18 protein-coding genes are annotated in these 17,518 nt (G+C 70.3%); 10 read left to right on the top strand and 8 right to left on the bottom strand.

Features of this window, described 5'->3' with window-relative positions; genetic code table 11:
* The first annotated feature begins 14 nt into the window (after positions 1 to 14).
* Positions 15 to 848, top strand: coding sequence for a 3'(2'),5'-bisphosphate nucleotidase CysQ (locus FL344_RS29190; RefSeq protein WP_141620848.1), 834 nt, complete (start codon positions 15 to 17; stop codon positions 846 to 848).
* Between the two features lie 22 nt (positions 849 to 870).
* Here FL344_RS29190 and FL344_RS29185 read toward each other — a convergent pair whose 3' ends face one another.
* Together FL344_RS29185 and mug are read right to left on the bottom strand one after the other, a co-directional pair.
* Positions 871 to 1,458: a GAF domain-containing protein gene (locus FL344_RS29185; protein ID WP_141591275.1), complete on the bottom strand. Its 588-nt coding sequence runs from the start codon at positions 1,456 to 1,458 to the stop codon at positions 871 to 873.
* 131 nt (positions 1,459 to 1,589) lie between these two features.
* Positions 1,590 to 2,090 carry a G/U mismatch-specific DNA glycosylase gene (gene mug, locus FL344_RS29180; protein WP_141591312.1) on the bottom strand — a complete coding sequence of 167 codons (501 nt, stop codon included), beginning with the start codon at positions 2,088 to 2,090 and terminating at the stop codon, positions 1,590 to 1,592.
* A 231-nt stretch (positions 2,091 to 2,321) separates the two neighbouring features.
* Here mug and FL344_RS29175 point away from each other — a divergent pair, with 231 nt between their 5' ends.
* The 3 genes from FL344_RS29175 to FL344_RS29165 all read left to right on the top strand — a co-directional run bounded on the left by FL344_RS29175 (position 2,322) and on the right by FL344_RS29165 (position 5,461).
* Positions 2,322 to 3,269, top strand: coding sequence for a 1-phosphofructokinase family hexose kinase (locus FL344_RS29175; protein ID WP_141591277.1), 948 nt, complete (start codon positions 2,322 to 2,324; stop codon positions 3,267 to 3,269).
* Between the two features lie 166 nt (positions 3,270 to 3,435).
* A complete protein-coding gene (locus tag FL344_RS29170; protein WP_141620847.1) occupies positions 3,436 to 4,839 on the top strand; it encodes an amidohydrolase family protein in 1,404 nt (467 codons plus the stop codon).
* A 4-nt stretch (positions 4,840 to 4,843) separates the two neighbouring features.
* The gene (locus tag FL344_RS29165; protein WP_141620846.1) at positions 4,844 to 5,461 is read left to right on the top strand and encodes a cupin domain-containing protein; all 618 of its coding nucleotides are present in this window, start codon (positions 4,844 to 4,846) and stop codon (positions 5,459 to 5,461) included.
* 4 nt (positions 5,462 to 5,465) lie between these two features.
* Here FL344_RS29165 and FL344_RS29160 read toward each other — a convergent pair whose 3' ends face one another.
* Complete coding sequence (locus FL344_RS29160) at positions 5,466 to 6,755, bottom strand: amidohydrolase family protein (protein ID WP_141620845.1); 1,290 nt, start codon at positions 6,753 to 6,755, stop codon at positions 5,466 to 5,468.
* Between the two features lie 58 nt (positions 6,756 to 6,813).
* Here FL344_RS29160 and FL344_RS29155 point away from each other — a divergent pair, with 58 nt between their 5' ends.
* Positions 6,814 to 7,122 carry a hypothetical protein gene (locus FL344_RS29155; RefSeq protein ID WP_011552451.1) on the top strand — a complete coding sequence of 103 codons (309 nt, stop codon included), beginning with the start codon at positions 6,814 to 6,816 and terminating at the stop codon, positions 7,120 to 7,122.
* Positions 7,123 to 7,129: 7 nt separating this feature from the next.
* On the opposite strand, the gene FL344_RS29150 is transcribed toward FL344_RS29155, so the two are convergent.
* Entirely contained in the window at positions 7,130 to 7,504 is a 375-nt protein-coding gene (locus FL344_RS29150) for a DUF423 domain-containing protein (RefSeq protein WP_141620844.1), read from the bottom strand.
* A 95-nt stretch (positions 7,505 to 7,599) separates the two neighbouring features.
* Between FL344_RS29150 and FL344_RS29145 the strand changes: the two genes are divergently transcribed.
* The 3 genes from FL344_RS29145 to FL344_RS29135 all read left to right on the top strand — a co-directional run bounded on the left by FL344_RS29145 (position 7,600) and on the right by FL344_RS29135 (position 9,908).
* Positions 7,600 to 8,262, top strand: a complete 663-nt coding sequence (locus FL344_RS29145; RefSeq protein WP_141591288.1) for an SET domain-containing protein — start codon at positions 7,600 to 7,602, stop codon at positions 8,260 to 8,262.
* 165 nt (positions 8,263 to 8,427) lie between these two features.
* Positions 8,428 to 8,865, top strand: a complete 438-nt coding sequence (locus FL344_RS29140; RefSeq protein ID WP_228565467.1) for a hypothetical protein — start codon at positions 8,428 to 8,430, stop codon at positions 8,863 to 8,865.
* Between the two features lie 101 nt (positions 8,866 to 8,966).
* Complete coding sequence (locus FL344_RS29135) at positions 8,967 to 9,908, top strand: acyl-CoA dehydrogenase family protein (RefSeq protein WP_141620843.1); 942 nt, start codon at positions 8,967 to 8,969, stop codon at positions 9,906 to 9,908.
* 174 nt (positions 9,909 to 10,082) lie between these two features.
* Here the strand turns inward: FL344_RS29135 and FL344_RS29130 are convergent, their stop codons facing one another.
* A complete protein-coding gene (locus FL344_RS29130; protein ID WP_090489578.1) occupies positions 10,083 to 10,952 on the bottom strand; it encodes a hypothetical protein in 870 nt (289 codons plus the stop codon).
* On the opposite strand from FL344_RS29130, the gene FL344_RS29125 reads away from it, so the two are divergent.
* The gene (locus FL344_RS29125) at positions 10,897 to 11,697 is read left to right on the top strand and encodes a hypothetical protein (protein ID WP_141620842.1); all 801 of its coding nucleotides are present in this window, start codon (positions 10,897 to 10,899) and stop codon (positions 11,695 to 11,697) included. The genes FL344_RS29130 and FL344_RS29125 overlap by 56 nt on opposite strands.
* 56 nt (positions 11,698 to 11,753) lie before the next feature.
* Positions 11,754 to 13,064 carry a M18 family aminopeptidase gene (locus FL344_RS29120; RefSeq protein ID WP_194858429.1) on the top strand — a complete coding sequence of 437 codons (1,311 nt, stop codon included), beginning with the start codon at positions 11,754 to 11,756 and terminating at the stop codon, positions 13,062 to 13,064.
* Between the two features lie 12 nt (positions 13,065 to 13,076).
* Here the strand turns inward: FL344_RS29120 and mdoH are convergent, their stop codons facing one another.
* The 3 genes from mdoH to FL344_RS29105 are packed head-to-tail and all read right to left on the bottom strand — an operon-like array spanning position 13,077 to position 17,232.
* Entirely contained in the window at positions 13,077 to 15,110 is a 2,034-nt protein-coding gene (gene mdoH / locus FL344_RS29115; protein WP_141620841.1) for a glucans biosynthesis glucosyltransferase MdoH, read from the bottom strand.
* Positions 15,111 to 15,151: 41 nt separating this feature from the next.
* Positions 15,152 to 15,655 carry a hypothetical protein gene (locus FL344_RS29110; RefSeq protein WP_090489571.1) on the bottom strand — a complete coding sequence of 168 codons (504 nt, stop codon included), beginning with the start codon at positions 15,653 to 15,655 and terminating at the stop codon, positions 15,152 to 15,154.
* Positions 15,643 to 17,232, bottom strand: coding sequence for a glucan biosynthesis protein (locus FL344_RS29105; protein ID WP_141620840.1), 1,590 nt, complete (start codon positions 17,230 to 17,232; stop codon positions 15,643 to 15,645). The genes FL344_RS29110 and FL344_RS29105 overlap by 13 nt, the downstream gene beginning before the upstream one ends.
* Positions 17,233 to 17,518 lie beyond the last annotated feature (286 nt).

Genomic DNA, 17,518 nt, shown 5'->3' with positions numbered 1-17,518 from the left:
ACTTCGGCCACTACATGCATCCGCTCGACGCCGAACTCGACATCGCCCGCCGCGTAGCCCGCCACGCGGGAGCCATCCTCCTGGAGGTCTACGCCACGCCCTTCGCCGTCCATGACAAGGCGGGCGGCATGGGGCCCGTCACCGAGGCCGACGAGCGCGCCAACGCCTTCATCGTGGACGCGCTGCGCGACGCATTTCCTTCCGACGGGGTCGTGGCCGAGGAGTCCGACAACACCTCCGGCGCGAGTCGCTTCGAGCGCTGCTGGTTCGTGGACCCGATGGACGGCACGCAGGAGTTCGTCAACCGCAACGGCGAGTTCGCCATCCATATCGGGCTCGCCATCGCGGGGAAGGCCACGCTGGGCGTCGTGTACCGGCCCGTTGGAGACACGCTGTACTGGGGCGTGGTGGGGCAGGGCGGCTTCGTGGAGGACGCGAAGGGGCGCCGCGCCCTGCGGGTGTCGGACACGGCGGAGCCGTCCGCGCTGCGGCTGGTGGTGTCCCGCTCACACCGCTCGCGCCTGACGGACGCGGTGGCCCGGCGGCTGGGCATCACGCACGAGCAGGCGTGTGGCTCAGTGGGCCTCAAGTGCGGTCTGCTGGCGGAGGCCGCCTGCGACCTCTACCTGCACGTCAGCGACAAGAGCTATCGCTGGGACAACTGCGCGCCCGAAGCGGTGCTGCGCGCGGCGGGCGGCATCCTCACGGACCTGGGCGGGACGCCGTACACCTATGACGGTTCGGAGCTCCAGAACCGCCGCGGCCTGCTGGCCTGCAACGCCGCCGCCTTCGAGCGCGTGGCGCCCGTGGTGGCCGGGTTCGCCCGCGAGGCCGGCATTCTTCGCTGAGGCCTCGCGGACGCCGCTCGCGTCAGGACGCCGTCGTCTCGCAGCGCTGGATGATGGTGCGCAGCTGGGACTGCACGCCGGAGAGCATGCTGCGCAGCCGCGCATGGCGGAGCGAGCCCGCGAGCGCGTTGGACAGGGCCTGGAGCACGGAGACCTCCGTCGGCGGCCACTTGCGCTCCGTCCGGCAGTCGTCGAAGCCCACGAAGCCCCACCACTCGCCGCCCACGGTGATGGGGCAGACCAGCAGCGACCGGATGTCCTGGGCCTCCAGCAGCTCCCGAGCGGGCGACGGGAAGGCACGGGGCGGTCCCTGGACGGCCTTGCCCGACGACAGCGGCGCGACCCAGGAGGGCATGACCTCCGAGTAGGGGACGTTCTGGAGCTCGGGGTTGTCCAGCTGCGCGGAGGCCGCGGCCGCGGTCCACTCGTAGCGCTGGTTGCACAGCAGCTCGCCCGTGGGGCTGGTGGCGTTCTCGAAGATGTAGACGCGGTCGACGTCGAGCGCGACGCCCACCTGTCCCAGGGCCTCCGAGACTGTCGCGGCCTCGAAGCCGCGCTCCAGGAGTAGCTGCGATACGTTCATGATTGCTGCGAATGCCTTCGAGGCCATGGGGTCTGCTCCAGGTGGGGGCGCCTGTTGCGATGCAGGTCCGGGGGAACCTGGTGGGCAGCGTTGCATGCGGGCGCACCCATGGGTCAAGGCACGGTGCGCGAAGCACCGCGAACTCGCACCGGGAGTCGTCAGCCCTGCTCCACGGCGCGTCGCAGCTCGCCGAAAAGGCGGCCCAGCGCGTCGAGTTGGTAGTGCGCGTTGAGCCCGCTGGGATTGGGCAGCACCCACAAGCGCGTGTTGCCCAGGCGCTCCGGTTGCGCGCCCAGCGCGGCCTTGGGACGGCCAAAGGCGATGCGGTAGGCGCTCACGCCCAGCACCGCGAGGAAGCGGGGCTGGTAGCGCGCCACCTTGGCTTCCAGCGCCTTCGCGCCCCGGGCCAGCTCGGCGGGGTTCAGCAGGTCCGCGGTGGCGGTGGCGCGGTCCACCACGTTGGTGATGCCGTAGCCCAGCGCGAGCAAGGACTCCTGCTCCGTGGGTTGGAAGATGTGCGGGGTGATGCCCGCGGCATGCAGCGTGGGCCAGAAGCGATTGCCGGGCCGCGCGAAGTGATAGCCCACCACCGCGGAGTAGAGGCTGGGGTTGATGCCGCAGAAGAGCACGCGCAGCCGGGTCGCGATGACGTCCGGCATGGTGCGACCGGTGGCTGCGTCCAGCTCATCTCGCGAGGGGCGACGGAGCGGTGTCATGGGGGCGCATCTTCGCGAGCCTACCTGGGAAGGCAACCCCCCAGGGCCCCATGCACGGGGTGGGGTGTTGCCCTTGGGACGGAGCGGCGTGGGCGCTCGGACGGCTGGCGAATGCGCGCGGGGTGGGGCAGGCTCGGCCCTTTCGCGCCGATGCAACCCTGGAGGCCCTTCGCGATGCCGCACATCGTCACCCTGACGCTCAACCCGACCATCGACGTGGCCACGTCCGTGCCGGAAGTCACGCCGGAGCACAAGCTGCGCTGCGGCCCCGTGCGTAGGGACCCGGGTGGGGGTGGCATCAACGTGGCGCGCGTGGTGCGTGAGCTGGGCGGTGAGGCCATCGCCGTCTACACGCGGGGCGGGGCCACCGGGAGCCAACTGGAGGAGCTCCTGGAGGAGAAGGGCCTGCTGCGCCGCTCCGTGCCGTTGCAGGACGCCACTCGGGAGAGCTTCACGGTGGCGGAAGGCACGGGCGCGCGTGAGTACCGCTTCATCCTGCCGGGGCCCACGCTGTCCGAGCGCGAGTGGCAGCGCTGCCTCGACGCGCTGGAGGACGTGGCCGTGGGCGCGGCCTTCATCGTCGCCAGCGGCAGCCTGGCGCCCGGCGTACCGGAGGACTTCTATGCCCGTGTGGCCCGGCTGGGGAAGCGCCTGGCCGTGCGCGTGGTGGTGGACACCAACGGTCCGCCGCTGCGGGCCGCGCTGGAAGAGGGCGTGTTCATGGCCAAGCCCAACCGCCGCGAGCTGCGGGACCTGAGCGGCGCGTCGGTGGAAGACTTCGCCACCCAGGCCGCCGCGGCGCGCGAGCTGGTGGCCCAGGGCCGCGCCGAAGTGCTGGCGGTGTCCATGGGCGCGGACGGCGCGCTGGTGACGACGCGCACCGCCCAGTTCCGGGCGACGCCGCCCCCGGTGCGGACGTACAGCTCGGTGGGGGCGGGGGACAGCTTTGTCGCGGGGATGACACTTGCGCTCGCGCGGGGCCAGTCCACTGAGGACGCGCTGCGCTGGGGCATCGCCTCCGGGACGGCCGCGCTGCTCACCCAGGGGACGGACCTGTGTTACCGGGCGGACGTGGAGCGGCTCTTCACCCAGGTGAAGGCGGAGCCGGTGTCGCGTTCGTAGGCCCCCCGCCCGCCGTGGGAAGGAGGGATTGTCCCTTCCATTCCCAGGAGTGGAGGCGGCGAGGCCGAATTCGGGGTGCGAGGTGGTGGCGGCGCGAACATGTTGCCGGTGTACGAGCGGGCTTTCGGCGCGAGGGCCCGCGTTCCGCGCTTCCGAGGTGACACGCATGAAGCATCCACTCCGCCATGCCTGGGGCCGGCTCCTCCTGGCCGGTGCCCTGACGACGGGACTGCTGGCCTGCCAGGGCCGACAAGGGCTGCGCAGCGAGGATTGGGAGAAGGTGACGGTGCTGCGGGGCGTGCGGGTCATCGACGGGCGCGGCGGTGCTCCGCTGGAGAACGCCGCCGTCGTCATCCAGGGCACGACGCTTCAGCGCGTGGGGCCGGTGGATGAAGTGGAGGTGCCCGCCTCGGCCACGGTCATCGAGCTGCCGGGACGGACGGTGCTTCCCGGTCTCATCTCCAACCACTCCCACCTGGGAATGACGCGAGGCACGGATTCGGGCGGGCAGAACTACCTGCGCGACAACATCGCGCGGCAGCTCACGCAGTGGGAGTCCTACGGCGTGACGACGGTGACGTCGCTGGGCCTCAACACGCCGCTCATCTATGAACTCCAGAAGGAGGTCGAGCAAGGCACGCTGCCGGGCGCCTCCATCCTCAGCGGGGACCAGGGCATCGGCGTGCCGGAAGGGGCGCCGCCGATGAAGGTCGTCGAGCATCAGCTCTATCGCCCCGCGACGCCCGACGAGGCGCGACAGGACGTGCGCGAGACGGCGTCCCGCCATCCGGCGTTCGTGAAGGTCTGGGTGGATGACTTCGGCGGAACGGTGAAGAACAAGATGACGCCGGAGGTCTACACGGCGGTGATTGACGAGGCGCACCGGCAGGGACTGCGGGTCGCCGCGCACATCCATGACCTGGAGGACGCCAAGCGCCTGGTCGCGGCGGGGGTGGATGTGCTCGCGCACGGCGTTCGCGACATGGAGGTGGACGCGGAGCTCGTGGACGCGATGAAGGCGCGGGGCACCTGGTACATCCCCACGCTGGGCCTCAATGAGTCGTTCTACATCTACGCGGAGGGACCGGCGTGGATGGCCGACCCCTTCTTCCGCCGCGCGCTGTCACCCGACCTGGCGCGCCAGTTGGATGACCCGGCGTGGCGCGCCAGCGTGTTGGAGGATGGGAAGACCGCGCCGGTGAACAAGCAGGCGCTGACCCTCAACCTGAAGAACGTGAAGACGCTCCACGACGCGGGCGTCCGGATTGGCTTCGGCACGGACTCCGGCGCCACGCCGGTGCGCATCCCTGGCTTCGCGGAGCACCGCGAGCTGAAGCTGCTCACGGAGGCGGGCCTCACGCCGTTGCAGGCCATCCGGCTGGCCACGGCAAACGCGGCGGAGTTGCTGGGGTTGAAGGACCGGGGCGTCATCGAAGCCGGGCGGCGGGCGGACCTGGTGGTGGTGCAGGGGGACCCGTCGACGAACATCGACGACCTCTCCCGCATCGAGTCAGTGTGGCATCGAGGCAAGCAGGTGCCGGGGCCCATCGCGGCCCCCTCCCAGGAGTGAGGCGATGACGCGTCTTCATCGGCGGTTGCTTCGTGCCGCCCTGGCCACCACCTTCCTGCTGGGAGCTCCGGGCATGACACAGACGACACTCCAACCGTCCACGCCGAAGGTGCAGCAGGCGGCATCGCCTGAGCGGCTGCTGTTCAAGGATGACGGGATGACGCCGAACAGCCGCTTGCCCACGCTCGTCTATCGTGGCGTGACGCTGGAAGGGGACAAGGCGAGCGCGCTGGAGAAGCTGTTCTCCGCGAATGGCTGGCCGGCGCGCTGGCGGTACACCGTCTATGACTTCCACCACTACCACTCCAATGCGCACGAGGTGCTGGGCGTGGCTTCCGGCACCGCGCGGCTGAAGCTGGGCGGCGAGTCCGGGCAGGAGGTCACCGTCCGGGCCGGCGACGTGCTGGTGCTCCCCGCGGGCACGGGTCACCGCCGGTTGGAGGCCAGCGGGGACTTCCTGGTGGTGGGCGGCTACCCGGAGGGGACGGGCGACTACGACTTGCAGCGCCCGGAGAAGGCGACGCACGACGCCTCCGTCCAGCGGATTGCCCAGGTGCCCCTGCCCGGGGCGGACCCGGTGACGGGCAAGCAGGGCGTGTGGTCCTCGGCCTGGAAGCCGTAGCGCCTCAGCGATGCTCCACGGCGACCGTGCCGCCCTTCATCACCCAGCGGACCTTGCGCAGGGTGGTGATGTCCTTCGTCGGATCGCCCTCCACCGCCACCAGGTCCGCGAGCAGCCCCGCCTTCACCTGGCCCAGCTGGTCCTCGCGGTGGAGCATCGCCGCGTTGGTGGAGGTGGCGGCCTGGAGCGCCTGCGCGGGCGTCATGCCGTAGGCCACCATCAGCTCCAACTCACGCGCATTCTCCCCGTGGGGGAAGACGCCGGAGTCTCCCCCCGCGCACATGGGGACGCCGGCGCTGAGGGCGGCGCGGAAGGTGGCGCGCTTCTGTTGGAGGTGGGCGGGCTCCGGGTCCACGCCGCGCTTGTAGCCGCGGTGTTCGAACATCGCTTCGCTGGCAGCCAGGGTGGGGCAGAGGTAGACGCCCCGCTGGGCCATGAGGCGGAACACCTCGGCGGTGCCTTCGTCCCCGTGCTCGATGCTCTCCGCGCCCGCCAGCACCGCGCGGCGGATGCCTTCGGGGGTGCTCGCATGGACGGACACTGGGCGGCCACTGCTTCGGGCCGTGTCGACGATGCGCTTCAGCTCCTCCAGGGAGAAGGTGGGGCGGGCTTCGTGGTTGGGGCCCCAGCGATAGTCGCCGTACACCTTCACCCAGTCCGCGCCCTGGCCGATTTGCGCGCGCACCACCCGGGTGAGGGTCTCCACACCGTCCGCCTCTTCCGCGCCCTGGGGGACGTGCCACTCCGAGGCGAAGCCCTTGGGGCCATAGCTGCCGGTGGCGACGATGGCGCGCGTGGCCACCATCAGGCGCGGGCCGGGGATGATGCCCTGGTGGATGGCCTGCTTGAGGCCGACGTCCGCATCGGCCGCGCCTTCGGTGCCCAGGTCCCTGGCGGTGGTGAAGCCCGCCGCCAGCGTGGCGCGGGCGTGGTTGGTGGCGCGGGCCACCCGCAGCGCCAGCGACTCCTTCAGCACCTGGTCGTTCCAGGACGCCTCGTTGTACGGATGGAGGAGCAGGTGGGAGTGGCCCTCGATGAGGCCGGGCAGCAGCGTGGTGCCGCTCAAGTCAACGGACGTGGTGCCCTGGGGGACCTTCACCTTGGCTTCCGGCCCCGCGGCGGCGATGCGGTCGCCCGTCACCAGGACGACCCAGCCCGTGTGCGGCTTGGGGGTGACACCGTCGAAGACGCGGTCGGGACGCAACAGATAGGACGCTGGTGGGGCGGTGTGCGTCGGTTCGGCAGCGGTCGCCACGGTGGTGGCGAACAGCGAGACGAAGAGGAAGGCGCGCATGGGCAGGGGAGCGGGCAAGCTCGGGCGGCGGGAAGGCCTGGGTGTTAAATCGACGGGCATGGCTTTCCAAGACCGCTCGAACGCACTGCAGGCGCTAGAGGCCGAGTTCCAGGCGGAGAAGGCCTCCTCTCTCCGAAAATTGGAAGTGAAGCTGGAGGAGACGCTGCGGGAGCTGTCCGAGGTCGAACGTCAACTGCGGTCCCTCCGGACCGCCGACCGGCGCGCGCAGATTGCCCGTCACCAGGCCCTGCGCAAGGAAGCCGAGCACCAGCGCTGGTGCTTCATGGTGCAGCGGGAGGCGTGTGGTTTCGTCAACCACGACGACCTCGACCGGTACTACCCACTCCCCCCGTCCTGGAGGGAGTGAGCGGGGCTCAGTTCGTGGTGCGCCAGGCGGCCACCGCGAACAGGAGCCAGCCGGCGAGGAAGCCCAGGCCCCCGAGCGGGGTGATGGCTCCCAGCACGCGCACGCCGGAGAGGGCGAGCGCGTAGAGGCTGCCAGAGAACAGGACGATGCCCACCATCATCGCCCAGCCGGCGCCGTTGAGCAGGGACGAGGGGCGGAAGTGTCCCAGCAGGCCCACGGCCAGCAGGCCCAGCGCGTGGTACATGTGGTACCGCGCCCCCGTCTCGAAGATGACCTGGAGGTCCTGGGACAGCCGGCTCTTCAGGGCATGCGCGCCGAAGGCCCCCGCGCTGACGGAGAGGAAAGCGTTCACGGCACCCAGGACGAGCCACCACCGCATCATTGTTCGCCTTTCATCGGAAGTCGGACTGGTGCACGCTACACCGCCGCAGCCGGAGCGTCCTGGCCGACATCAACACCTGGGGCGCTCACAACAGAATGACCTCACCCAACTTCATTCCTTCAACGAAGCCGCTTCCCTTCGAGCTGCACCCGTCCTCCATCCAGGGCCAGGGTGCCTTCGCCATCCGCCGCATCCGCAAGGGCACGCGCATCATCGAGTACCTCGGTGAGCGCATCACGCAGGCGGAGGCGGACGTCCGCTACGACGACGAATCGATGGCGCGGCACCACACGTTCCTGTTCAACCTCGACAAGAGGACGGTGCTGGACGCGGGGACGATTCACAACGAGGCGCGCTACATCAACCACTCGTGCGCGCCCAACTGTGAAGCCCTCATCGAAAAGGGCCACATCTACATCTACGCGCTCACCTCCATCGAGCCCGGTGAGGAGCTGGTGTACGACTACGGCTACGAGCGCACCGAGGACATGGGACCCGAAGCCGAGGCGCTCTACGTCTGCCGCTGCGGCGCGCCCAATTGCCGGGGCACCATCCTGGCCCCGGCGAAGAAGGCGCCGGCCCGGAAGACGTCGGCCAAGAAGGCGAAGACCTCGTCGACGTCGAAGAAGAAGGCTGCGTCGAAGTCCCGGGGCAACAAGGGCGCGGGGGCCAAGAAGGCGGCGGGGAAGAAGTCATCCGCCGGTACCCGCAAGTCCACCCAGCGGGCGAAGTCGCCCAGCCGTAAGCGCGCGAGCTGAGTTGCGCGCAGGTTCCGGCGCCCTCCCAAGGAGGGCGCCGCGGTGCCGGCTGTGCGTGCCGTGATGGTGCAGGGCACGTATGGGGCTGCTCATTGACGGTGCGCTCGTGGTCTTTTGCGTTCTCTGCCGAAACATTTTCCGAGCTTCATTCACGGAGCCAATCGCATGCGGGCCGTCGCACTCGCTTTTGTTGTCGCGTTGATGTCATCCGGCTGTGGGAGCGGCGCTCTGAGTGCCATCCGAGGGAAGGCTGCGCAGGACATGGCCTGTCCGGAGAAAGACCTGGCAGTCAATCCTGTCCATGATTACGCCGGGGCTCCGAACGAGTCGGGCGCGTACTATGCGGAAGGCTGTCAGAAGCTTCGGCGCTACGAGGTTGGCTGCAACGCCTTCGGGTATTGCCCTGATCCGCATGGGGTCGACATCCAGGAGCTCATCCTTCGTCAGGCGGCCTTCGACCTGAAATGTGAGCAGGAGGCGATATCAACCCAGCGGCTGAATCGTGACACGTTTGGCGCGAGAGGCTGTGACCAGCAGGCCAGCTACATCCTGCTGTGCAGTCGCCGCAGCTGCCGCGTGGTTCAGAATACCCAGAGCCAGTAATACAGCCCTGAGAAGTCCTGGGGGGAGGGAGCGGTGGCCGCTCAACCATTCATTCAAGAACTGGTGGACGGGCCGGCGAGGGCCGCCAATAGACTCCCCCCGTGAACGACGTCCTTCATTTCCTGCTCACGGCACCCGCCGAGCCCCAGGTTCTCGACTCAGTCGACGCCTGGTGGCGGCAGCACCTGGGGCTGTCCTCCCGCTTCTCCTCGCCCGCGGACCTGGCGCTGGCCGGGGGCTTCCTCGCCGACCGGTTGGGGTTCGCCTTCGCTTCTGGCTACCACGCCGCGCACCGGCGCCTGTTTCCGGAGCTCCCGGCGGAGCGGACCCTCGCGCTCTGTGCCACGGAGCCGGGTGGCGCGCATCCCAATGCCATCGAGACGCGGCTGACGGATGCCGGCGCGGGCCCGCGCTTGTCAGGCACCAAGACGTTCGTCACCCTGGGCACGCGCGCGGAGCTGCTGCTGGTGGTGGCGTCGGAGGGGCAGGACGCGCAGGGCCGCAACCGCCTGCGCATGGTGGCGGTGGACGCGAAGCGGCCCGGTGTGCGGCTGAGCGCGCTCCCGGAGCTGCCCTTCATCCCCGAGGTTCCCCACGCGGAGCTGTCCCTGGAGGACGTGGCCGTCGCTTCGGAGGACGTGCTTCCGGGAGACGGCTACGCGCGCTACCTCAAGCCCTTCCGCACCGTGGAGGACTGTCACGTCCAGCTCGCGATGCTGGGCTGGCTGCTCCAGGTCGGGCGCCGCAGCGGCTGGCCGGACGACGTGCGCGAGGAGCTGTCCGCCCTGGCGGTGATGATGCGGGGCCTGTCCCAGTTGGACCCGACGGCGGCGTCCACGCACGTGGCCCTGGGCGGAGGGCTGGCGCTCACCAAGCGCGCGGTGCTGGAGCGGTGTGAACCCCACTGGGCCGCCACGGATGCCATCACACGAGAGCGCTGGGCTCGGGACCGCGTGCTGCTGGGCGTCGCTGGCAAGGTGCGCGCGAAGCGGCTGGAGGCGGCCCGGCAGCGCATCCAAGAGGAAACGGGTCGAAGCGGCTGAAGGTTGGGACGCGCCCGCTGCCGGGGATTGCTCACACGGCTCTGGCGGAGCGCTTCGATGCGGCCCGGCCGCGCGAGCCAGGCCGTGGGGCAGGGCGCTCTTTGAAACACGAAGGGCCGGGCCTCCGCGCAGGAGGACCCGGCCCCGGTGCTCACCGCGACGCGGTGGCGGTGCTCAGTACCGGCCGCCGCCCACGGCGGAGACGATGGCGGAGAGGACGCGGTTCTCCACGCCCCACACGGCCTTGTTCAGGCCCTTGATGCCGGCGCCGCGCAGGTAGTCGGTGAAGTCGTGCAGCGCGGTGGAGCGCTGCATTCCCTCGCCCTTGGCCGCATAGAGCAGCGGCGTATTCGGGGCGCCCGTCAGGCCCAGGTCCGGCACGGCCTCGGACAGCTTCTGCGGGTCGATGCCCGTCGCGGCGGACATCATCGCCACCGTGAACTTGTGCACCGGCAGGTCGCGCACGTTCGGGACCTTCTTGTAGACCTTCGCCTTCGTCTTCTCGTCGCTGGCGAGCTGGTCCAGCGACACGTTCGCCATGGCGATGAGCTGCTCGTTCGTCACGTGCTTGCTGTCGAGGATGGCCCGGCTGAACAGGCTGGCCGCGGTGTCACCCTTGATGGTGATGTTGTTCGCGTCCGGGTTCGACTGGAGCCGCGAGACGATGGACTGCACCGCCTTGCCCACCTCGGTGTCCGGACCGCCGCGCCACGCACCGGGAATCGGCTGGGCCGCCGCGGCCGGACGGGCCCGGGCCGCGCCCTCGAAGGAGTTCACCTGCGTGTGACCCACGGCGGTGGCCCGGGCCACGTTGGCCGCCTGCTGAGCCGCCGGCTGGGCCCGCGCAGGCGCGGTGGTGGGGTTCGAGATGACGCGGGGGCGGCTGTCGATGCGGGACATGGCCTGGGGGGCTCCGGGAAAAATCAGCTTGTCGGTGATTATCGCAAGACAGCTGTAAAGGTTGCGTGGGGCGATATGTTCCACCGCAATGAAGGCCTTTCCCAAAGAGTTCGCTGACTGGCTGACCCCCCGGGGTCGCCGCATCCTCGACGGCAAGGAGCGTGACGTGGTGGGCGCGCTGCTCGACCCGGCGCGTCCCTTCGTGTCACTGCAAGGTGTCATCGACCCACGCCGTGCCGCCGCATGCCGCGATGCGTTGGACGCGGCGATGCGCGAGACGATGGTGCCCATGGAGGACCCGATTCCAGCGGACTCCATCTCCGGGCAGACGATGAACTACATGGAGCTGCTGCCCAAGACGGTGCGGGTGAGCACGGCGCTGCTGGAGAGCCGCCGCTCCCGCTCGTGGCGCGCGGCAGAGTCCGTGGGGCTCACGGACATGCTGCGCTCGGACACCTTCGCCGGGTTCGCCGCCGCGGTGACGGGCCGGGCGCTGCGGCGCAAGTGGGGCATCCAGGCGTTGTGCTACGGGCCGGGGGACTACTCCGGGCCGCACAACGACCACCACCCGGAGGAGCCCGAGGCCCGGGACGGCTACGTGGACATGCACGTCAGCCTCACGCTGCCCGGGGTGGACCACCAGTACCTCATCTATGCCCAGGACGGACACTTCACGCAGATGGCCCCCGTCAGCACCGTGGGCGGCATCACCGTGTACCGGCTGCCCTTCTGGCACTACACGACGCCACTGCTGGCCCGGAAGGGGAAGGAGGAGACCTCCCGCCGCTGGGTCCTGTTGGGCACCTTCCTGGACGCGGCCCCGGGGGCCCGGCCCGCGACCACCATTCTCCCCGCACAGCCTCCAGCGAAACGCCTGCCCGCCCGGTAGGCCGGTGACTTTCGGGAGTGGCGGCGGGACCGGACGGCGTTAGCTTGGGGCGCCCTATGAGCCCCATCGACACCGACGCCCTGGCCGGAGACCTCCTCGAGTACATCGACGCCTCGCCCACGCCGTACCACGCGGTGCGCGAGTCGGCCCGCCGTCTGACGCAGGCGGGCTACCGCCAGTTGGACGAGCGCGAGCCCTGGACGCTGGAGCCGGGCGCGCGCGTGTTCATCACCCGCGGCGACACGAGCATCGCGGCGTTCCACCTCGGCACCCAGCCCGTGGACCGGGCGGGCTTCCGGCTGGTGGGCTCGCACACGGACTCTCCCAACCTGCGCGTGAAGCCGAACGCGGCGGTGACGAAGAACGGCTACCAGCAGCTCGGCGTGGAAATCTACGGCGGGGTGCTGCTGCACACCTGGACGGACCGGGACTTGTCGCTCGCCGGCCGCGTCATGGTGATGGTGGAGGGCCGCCCCCAGCGGCACCTGGTGGACTTCCGCCGGCCGCTGCTGCGCGTGCCCAACCTGGCCATCCACCTCAACCGCGGGGTGAACTCGGACGGGCTCAAGCTGAACGCGCAGGAGCACATGGTGCCGGTGCTGGGCCTGGAGCGCGCGGGCGTCGCGGAGCTGCACGGGCTGCTGCTGGAGGAGTTGGCCAAGGGCGGCGTGAAGGCGCAGGCGGGGGACATCCTCGGCTACGACTTGTGCCTCTATGACTTGCAGCCTTCCATCCGCTCGGGCGCGCACGGCGAGTTCCTCCACGCGCCGCGCCTGGACAACCTGGCCAGTTGTCACGCCAGCCTGTCCGCGCTGCTCTCCAGCAGTGAGTCGCGTGAGGCCACCAGCGGCGTCATCCTGTTCGACCACGAAGAGGTGGGCAGCCGCAGCGCGCAGGGCGCCGCGTCACCCTTCCTGCGCACGCTGCTGGAGCGCCTGACGCTGGCGCACTCGGACGGCAAGCCGGACGCGTTCCACCGCGCCATCGCGCACTCGTTCCTGGTGAGCGCGGACATGGCGCACGCCATCCATCCCAACTACCCGTCCCTGCACGAGCCCAAGCACCAGCCGCACATGGGCGCGGGCCCGGTCATCAAGTCGAACGTGAACCAGTCCTACGCCACGGATGGCGAGTCGTGGGCCTTCTTCACGGCGCTGTGCCGCGAGGCCGGCGTGACGCCGCAGCACTTCGTCACCCGCACGGATTTGGGCTGTGGCAGCACCATTGGCCCCATCTCCGCGGGCCAGCTCGGCATCCGCACGGTGGACGTGGGCAACCCCATGCTGTCCATGCACTCCATCCGGGAGATGGCCTGCGCCACCGACGTGGCGCAGATGGTGGCCGTGCTCAGCCGCCTCTTCGCGTAGTCCCGCGGGTGCTCAGGAGACCGCGAGCGTCAGCCGGCGCTCGCGGGCTTCCGTCAGCGTGTGCGCGTCCATCAGCACCGCCGTCTTCTCCGGCGGGGACAATGGCTCCACGTTGTCACCCAGCAGCTTGCGCCGCGCGGAGGCCAGGGCCATGGGCACGGCGGCCGGCGAGGGCTGGGACTCCAGCAGCGCCAGATGCAGCGCGTGCGCCTTGGCATCGGAGATGACGTGGTCCACCGCGTCCTTCACCGGCTCCAGCGCGTGCTCCTCGGCCACCTCTTGTGCCCGCTCCAGCACGCGCGGCGGCTCCGTCTCCTCGGGGATGACGAGCAGCCCGCGCCGCTCCAGCCAGATGCCCAGCGACGCGCGGGACGTGAAGACGGAGAGGGGGATGGACAGCAGCAGGCCGGCCACGACGGGCGACAGCCACAGCAGCAGCCCGGGCGACAGGAAGAACGCCACCGCCGCCAGCACCACGCCCACGGTGGTGTGAACGGCGTGCCGCCGGGCCGCCTCGGCCCAGGGCAGGTCGGCGTCGTCGCGTTGCTGGCTGGACCACGTCACCTTGTAGCCAAGCAGCGTGCCGAAGACGAAGTGCGACTGGAACAGCATCATCACCGGCGCCATCAGCGTGGCCAGCACGCTCTCCAGCAGCACGCTCAGCACCAGCCGCACGCGGCCGCCCATGAGCGCCGAGTCGTGGGCGCTGGCCAGCGCCAGCAGCAGCCCGAAGCACTTGGGCGCGAACAGCATTGCTATGGACACGGAGAACAGCCGCACGGCGCCCGTGGTGTCGAACGCCAGCGCCTCCGGGCCCAGGTCCTCCAGCAGGTGTGGGTTGGAGAAGGACAGCCACCCGTCATAGAGGCCGGCAATCAGCCCGGACATCAGGAACAGCAGCCACAGCGGGGACGCCGCGTAGGACATCACGCCCATCAGGAAGTGGCCCCGGCTGATGGGGTGCAGGCCGCTCGCGGCCACCAGGCTCAGGTGCTGGAGGTTGCCCTGGCACCAGCGGCGGTCTCTCTGCGCGTAGTCCAGCAGGCTGGGGGGCGGCTGCTCGAAGCTGCCGCCCAGCTCCGTCACCAGCCACACCGTGTAGCCGGCGCGGCGCATCAGCGCGGCCTCCACGAAGTCGTGGCTGAGGATGTGGCCACCGAAGGGCTGCTGGCCGGGGAGCACCGGCAGGCCGCAGTGCTGGATGAAGGCCTCCGTGCGGATGATGGCGTTGTGGCCCCAGTAGTTGGACTCACCGAGCTGCCACGCCGCCGCGCCCGCGGCCACCACCGGGCCGTACACGCGGCCCGCGAACTGCTGGAGCCGGGCGAAGAGGGTGCTGCGGCCCACGTTCAGCGGCGGCGCCTGGAGGATGCCCGCGCGCGGGTTGAGCTCCATCAGCCGCGCCATCGTCACCAGCGTGCGGCCGTCCATCAGGCTGTCGGCGTCCAGCACGATGGTGAAGTCGTAGTGGCGGCCCCAGCGCTCGCAGAAGTCCTGGAGGTTGCCGGCCTTCTTGCCGGTGTTGTCCGTGCGGCGCCGGTAGAAGATGCGTCCCTGGCCACCCACGCGGCGGCACAGGTCGGCCCAGGCGAGCTCCTCGGCGATCCATGCCTCCGGGCGGGTGGAGTCACTGAGGATGTAGAAGTCGAAGGCGTCCAACTGCCCGGTGGCCTCCACGGACTCGTAGGTGGCCTGCACGTTGGCGAAGACAGAGGCCGGGTCCTCGTTGTGGACCGGCATCACCACCGACGTGCGCGAGGTGAGCCGCGTGGCGGACTCCTCCGCCGTGGGCCAGCGCAGGCCGGGCAGCCGCTTGCTCACGGCGAGCTGGAGGAACCCCGCCACCGCCGTCCAGAAGGACAGCGCAATCCACCCGAAGCACAGGGCGAAGAGCACCAGCAGCACGCCTTCGGGGACGGTGGTGCCGCGCGCGCTCAGCAGGCGGTGCATCTCCCACGTGCCCGCGAGGGTGGACACGGCGGCAAGGCCCAGGACGAAGAGGCGCCGGATGCCGGCGCTCTCCGGTGAGAACGAATGAGCGTGCATGGCGGAACCTCGCGAGGAATCTCCCGGAGCAGGAGGCTGCGTCAGCGGGAGACGGACATGTCCGGCTGTCCGGCGCGCAGCCAGCGGCGCAGGCGCTCGCCCAGCGGCCACAGCACAAGCTGCTGCTCCGGCATCTGCGTGGCAACCTGCGCCGGCGTTGGCACCGGCACCGCGGCGCGCAGGGCGCGGTACAGCTCGCGCGGCACCGCGTCCCGGGTGAGCACGGAGGCGCCGAAGCGCGCGCCGTCACTGAGGACGAAGGCGGCGCGGCCACGGGTCAGCAGCCGGCCCTCGCCCACCACGTCCATGTCCAGCACGCGCGTCAGCCACGTCTCCATGCGGGCACGGGCCAGGGCCACGGCGGCCTGCGGCTTCACGTTGGACGCGGTGACACCCTCCAGCGCCCAGGCGGCCAGCGCGGCCAGGTCCTCGGCGGCTTCGAAGCCGAAGCCCTGGAAGAAGGCGTCGAGCGCCACGCACGTCTCCGGGCGGACCCAGTCGGTCGGCACGGAGGGGCAGGTGTTCGGCGTCGTCACGGAATCCATAGATAGCTCCAGGTCTCGGTGAGGGTCTCCGAACCGCGCCGCAGGAACGCGCGCAGCTCGATGGGTTCACTGGTGCCCTCGGGCTCCAGCTCGAAGGTGGTGCGCCAACCCCCGGAAGGTTCGTGGCGCTGGATGGTGGAGCGCAGCACCTGGCCCTTGGCCGCGGTGATGACGGCTTCCACCGGCCCGTCCTCGGCGCGGGCGGTACGAGAGAAGTCGAGGATGAACCGGCGCGTGGCCGGCGTGACGCCTTCGCCCACGGGCATGCCCGGGGTGATGGCGGAGGTGATGCGCGTCGAGGTGACGACACCGCCGGTGCTCTCCCAGGGCGACCTGGCGCCCCAGTGCAGGCGGTAGGCCACGCGCAGCGGCGTGCCCGGGGTGAGCGGCGCGTCCGGCACCCAGAAGGCGACGATGTTGTCGTGCGTCTCGTCCGGCGTCGGAATCTCCACCAGCCGCACCGCGCCGGCGCCCCACTCGCCCACGGGCTCCACCCACGCGCTGGGGCGGCGCTCGTAGTGGGCCTCCAGGTCCTCGTAGTTGTGGAAGGCCGTATCGCGCTGGAGCAGACCGAATGCGCGCGGAGTCTCCGCGCGGAAGCTGGAGGTGCGCACCTGCCGCGGGTTCTGCAGCGGGCGCCACAACTGCTCGCCGTCCCGGGTCCAGACGAGGAGGCCGTCCGAGTCGTGGACCTCCGGCCGGAAGTCGTCGAACTTCGCGCGGTCGTTCTCACCGAACAGGTACATGCTGGTGAGCGGCGCCACGCCCAGGTTGTCGATGGTGCGGCGCGAGAAGAGGGTGGCCTGCACCTCCATCACCGTGTTCGAGCCGGGGGTGATGGTGAAGCGGTACGCCCCGGTGATGCTCGGGCCGTCCAGCAGCGCGTGCACCACCACCTGGCTTGCGCCAGAGGCCGGGCGCTCCAGCCAGAACTCTCGAAACTCCGGGAACTCCTCGGGGTTCGGTTGCGCGGTATCGATGGCGATGCCACGCGCGGAGAGGCCGTAGAGGTTTCCCTGGCCCAGCGAGCGGAAGTAGCTGGCGCCCTGGAACACCGCGAGCTCGTCGAAGATGTCCGGGCGGTTGAGCGGGTGGTGGAAGCGCAGGCCCGCGAAGCCGTCCACGCCGCTGCGAGGCAGGGACGCCTTGTTGACGACCTTGCCGTAGCTGAAGAGGTCCTGGGAGAAGCGCAGCGGCTGCGAGCGGCCCGCCTCCACGACGTTCATCACCACCGGGGACTGGAACAGGAAGCCCGGGTGGAAGAACTGCACCTGGAAGGGCAGGCCCGCGTCGCGCCAGTGCGCGCGCTCCGGACGGAAGCGGATGTCGCGGTACTGGTCGTAGTTGAGCTGCGTGTACGCCTTCGGCAGGGACTTCGGCGGCGCCTGGTAGGGCCTGGCCGCCAGCGCCCGCGCGCGCTCCACCACCGTCTCCGTGGAGAAGGCCGTCGTGCCCTTCGTGGCCGCGGTCTGGGCCTTGGCCGGCGGAGCCGCCACGGCGGCGCCGCTCGACGCCACCGCCACGGCACACAACCACGGCGCACCCAGCTTCAACGCTTTCTGCCGCAACGACGTCACGTCCGAGCGCCTCCGAAGGAGAGGTTTCGCCGAACGGCTCCGGTGTCCCGGACCTCGCCCGACCGCACGCTCCGCGTGGACTCGCGGTGCGGCGCGTCAGTGCCTCAGCAACCCGCGTACCAGCCCCGCAAGCCCGAATCCGCCGTCATAAAAACGCTGGGATTCCAATGGGTTGGGTGCGGTGTGTGACTGGAAAGTCACGGAAAGCACACTCTGCGCATGCCTCCTGTGGACGGTTCCCTACCCTGCGGTCGGGCGAGGTCCGGGACACCGGAGCCGTTCGGCG

Source organism: Myxococcus sp. AB036A (assembly GCF_006547355.1).
In the GTDB taxonomy this organism is placed as follows: domain Bacteria; phylum Myxococcota; class Myxococcia; order Myxococcales; family Myxococcaceae; genus Myxococcus; species Myxococcus virescens.
This window is presented reverse-complemented; position numbering and strand designations above follow the sequence as displayed.

Bases quoted from the DNA above. Each gene is read 5' to 3' on its own strand.
- FL344_RS29190 (WP_141620848.1), top strand. From the start codon at position 15: ATGCATCCGCTCGACGCCGAACTCGACATCGCCCGCCGCGTAGCCCGC.
- FL344_RS29140 (WP_228565467.1), top strand. From the start codon at position 8,428: ATGCGGGCCGTCGCACTCGCTTTTGTTGTCGCGTTGATGTCATCCGGC.
- FL344_RS29110 (WP_090489571.1), bottom strand. From the start codon at position 15,655: ATGGATTCCGTGACGACGCCGAACACCTGCCCCTCCGTGCCGACCGAC.
- FL344_RS29125 (WP_141620842.1), top strand. From the start codon at position 10,897: ATGAAGGCCTTTCCCAAAGAGTTCGCTGACTGGCTGACCCCCCGGGGT.
- FL344_RS29170 (WP_141620847.1), top strand. From the start codon at position 3,436: ATGAAGCATCCACTCCGCCATGCCTGGGGCCGGCTCCTCCTGGCCGGT.
- mug (WP_141591312.1), bottom strand. From the start codon at position 2,090: ATGCCGGACGTCATCGCGACCCGGCTGCGCGTGCTCTTCTGCGGCATC.
- FL344_RS29165 (WP_141620846.1), top strand. From the start codon at position 4,844: ATGACGCGTCTTCATCGGCGGTTGCTTCGTGCCGCCCTGGCCACCACC.
- FL344_RS29175 (WP_141591277.1), top strand. From the start codon at position 2,322: ATGCCGCACATCGTCACCCTGACGCTCAACCCGACCATCGACGTGGCC.
- FL344_RS29160 (WP_141620845.1), bottom strand. From the start codon at position 6,755: ATGCGCGCCTTCCTCTTCGTCTCGCTGTTCGCCACCACCGTGGCGACC.
- FL344_RS29185 (WP_141591275.1), bottom strand. From the start codon at position 1,458: ATGGCCTCGAAGGCATTCGCAGCAATCATGAACGTATCGCAGCTACTC.
- FL344_RS29145 (WP_141591288.1), top strand. From the start codon at position 7,600: ATGACCTCACCCAACTTCATTCCTTCAACGAAGCCGCTTCCCTTCGAG.
- FL344_RS29150 (WP_141620844.1), bottom strand. From the start codon at position 7,504: ATGATGCGGTGGTGGCTCGTCCTGGGTGCCGTGAACGCTTTCCTCTCC.
- FL344_RS29155 (WP_011552451.1), top strand. From the start codon at position 6,814: ATGGCTTTCCAAGACCGCTCGAACGCACTGCAGGCGCTAGAGGCCGAG.
- FL344_RS29130 (WP_090489578.1), bottom strand. From the start codon at position 10,952: ATGCGGCGACCCCGGGGGGTCAGCCAGTCAGCGAACTCTTTGGGAAAG.
- FL344_RS29120 (WP_194858429.1), top strand. From the start codon at position 11,754: ATGAGCCCCATCGACACCGACGCCCTGGCCGGAGACCTCCTCGAGTAC.
- mdoH (WP_141620841.1), bottom strand. From the start codon at position 15,110: ATGCACGCTCATTCGTTCTCACCGGAGAGCGCCGGCATCCGGCGCCTC.